Origin of the sequence: Pseudooceanicola marinus, assembly GCF_002786295.1 — a bacterium.
Classification (GTDB): Bacteria; Pseudomonadota; Alphaproteobacteria; order Rhodobacterales; family Rhodobacteraceae; genus Pseudooceanicola; species Pseudooceanicola marinus.
This window is the reverse complement of record NZ_PGTC01000020.1, coordinates 1-1,525: the sequence shown is the minus strand read 5'-3', so window position 1 is coordinate 1,525 and position 1,525 is coordinate 1. Positions and strand designations below refer to the sequence as shown.

At 69.4% G+C, this 1,525-nt stretch carries 3 protein-coding genes; all 3 read right to left on the bottom strand.

Annotated elements, in window-relative coordinates; genetic code table 11:
* Positions 1-956, bottom strand: a 956-nt coding sequence (locus CVM50_RS16580) for a DNA polymerase III subunit beta (RefSeq protein WP_198431924.1), incomplete at its 3' end; no start/stop codon positions are given.
* Positions 957-991: 35 nt separating this feature from the next.
* The gene (locus tag CVM50_RS16575; protein WP_085890269.1) at positions 992-1,270 is read right to left on the bottom strand and encodes a hypothetical protein; all 279 of its coding nucleotides are present in this window, start codon (positions 1,268-1,270) and stop codon (positions 992-994) included.
* Positions 1,267-1,449, bottom strand: coding sequence for a hypothetical protein (locus CVM50_RS21445; protein ID WP_143515662.1), 183 nt, complete (start codon positions 1,447-1,449; stop codon positions 1,267-1,269). Before CVM50_RS21445 ends, CVM50_RS16575 begins: the two co-directional genes overlap by 4 nt.
* Positions 1,450-1,525 lie beyond the last annotated feature (76 nt).

Here is a 1,525-nt window from a genome sequence, read left to right as displayed (position 1 = left end):
GGCAGGCTGCGGCCGTAGCAGGTCGCACTGGCGATGGTGCGGAGCCGGCTCAGGGCGCTGGTCGACAGATGCGCGGTGAAGGCGTCGGAGGCCGGCGGCGTGACCCGGGTGTAATCGGGATAGGTGCCGTCGATGCCCTGGATCACCAGGCGAAGCCCGGGGGCCGTTACCAGCAGGTGGCGCGCATCAGCAGCGAAGGTCAGCGGGGCATTCCCTGCTTTCCGCGCGATCGCGATCAGCAGATCGACGGCCCGAACCGGGACGATGAGGCCGTCGGGCCGGTCGGTCGCCTTGCTGCCGTTGATCCGCGGCCCCTCGATGAAGCGGGCCGGGGCGTCGCAATCAATGATCGCCATGCGGTGGCCATCGGTGGTGACCGCGCGCAGCGTCCCGACTTCCGGTTTTGTCGTCAGGAAGGTGCCATTGAGATAATAACGGGTCTCCTCGCGGCTGACGCAGGACCGACCCAGATCAAACAGCCGCAGCGCCTGCGCGCCGGACAGGGTGAACGCGCTGGCGCCACGCATCGCGCCGGGGTCCTGGTCCTTGAAGGGCTGGGGGAAGTCCTCGGGCGGAATGCTCAGCTGCAGCGTCACCTGAATCTCGCCGTCAGAGAAGCGCACCCTGTCGTGATCCTCGCCACGCATATGGGTGATGGTCACCGGGCCACGGGCCGCGCGCAGGAAGCCGGCCAGCGCCCGATGCGACACGACCAGATCCGCCTTGCCAGTCGTCTGCGCCTCCAGATCCAGCGTCAGGGTCATCTTGAGGTCGGTGGCCTCCAGCGTGAGCTGGTCGCTCTTGAAGCGGATGCGGACACAGCCCAGGGCCGGGATGGTGTTCAAGCGCTCGATCACGCGAGACAACCGGTTGGCCGCCAGCCGAAGCTCGGCAAGGACGACGGTGGCGCTTGGCCCTTCGGAGATCTCCGGGGCAGGCGCGGCGGCGCGGGGCATCTGATGCAACATGGCAGGTCCTTTCCGAAGAGAGATCAGGAGCAGGCGGGCAGGGCGTCCGCCTCGGCAGCCGTGTCATCCACGGCCTCGTGGGCATGGGTGATCCAGGCGGCGATGGCCTCGGCCTCTGTCGAGCCGCTTGCGGTGATCCGGTAGAGGCTGAGAACAGCGCGGCCGTCGGCGGGGATGTGGAAGCGGCCGCCCCCTTCGAGAGCGGCGCAGACGAACGCCTCGTGCAGGGCGTCGCCGCTCAGGGACGTGACGCGCGCCAGGAAGGTAGTGATCGCGTGGGTATCGAGGAGGCGCCCGGTCATGGCTGACCCCCGACGGTGGCGTCGGGCTGGAGCGCCCGGCGCGCGAGCGTTGTCGGCAGATCCAGCAGCGCGGCGGCGATCAGCAACGCCACCGCCAGCCAGCACAGACCTTCCAGCGCGAGGTGAACCAGAGGGCGCCGGTCGGTTCGGCGCGAGGACATGGGCATCCGGGCGCTCATGCTTCCGGCTCCACGGGCTCGGGCGCCGGGCGCGATTGGTCTTCGGCCTTCTGGGCTTCCTCCGGGGTGGAGGCCC

Excerpts from the sequence above, each read along its gene's own strand:
- CVM50_RS16575 (WP_085890269.1), bottom strand. The coding sequence starts at position 1,270 with ATGACCGGGCGCCTCCTCGATACCCACGCGATCACTACCTTCCTGGCG.
- CVM50_RS21445 (WP_143515662.1), bottom strand. The coding sequence starts at position 1,449 with ATGAGCGCCCGGATGCCCATGTCCTCGCGCCGAACCGACCGGCGCCCT.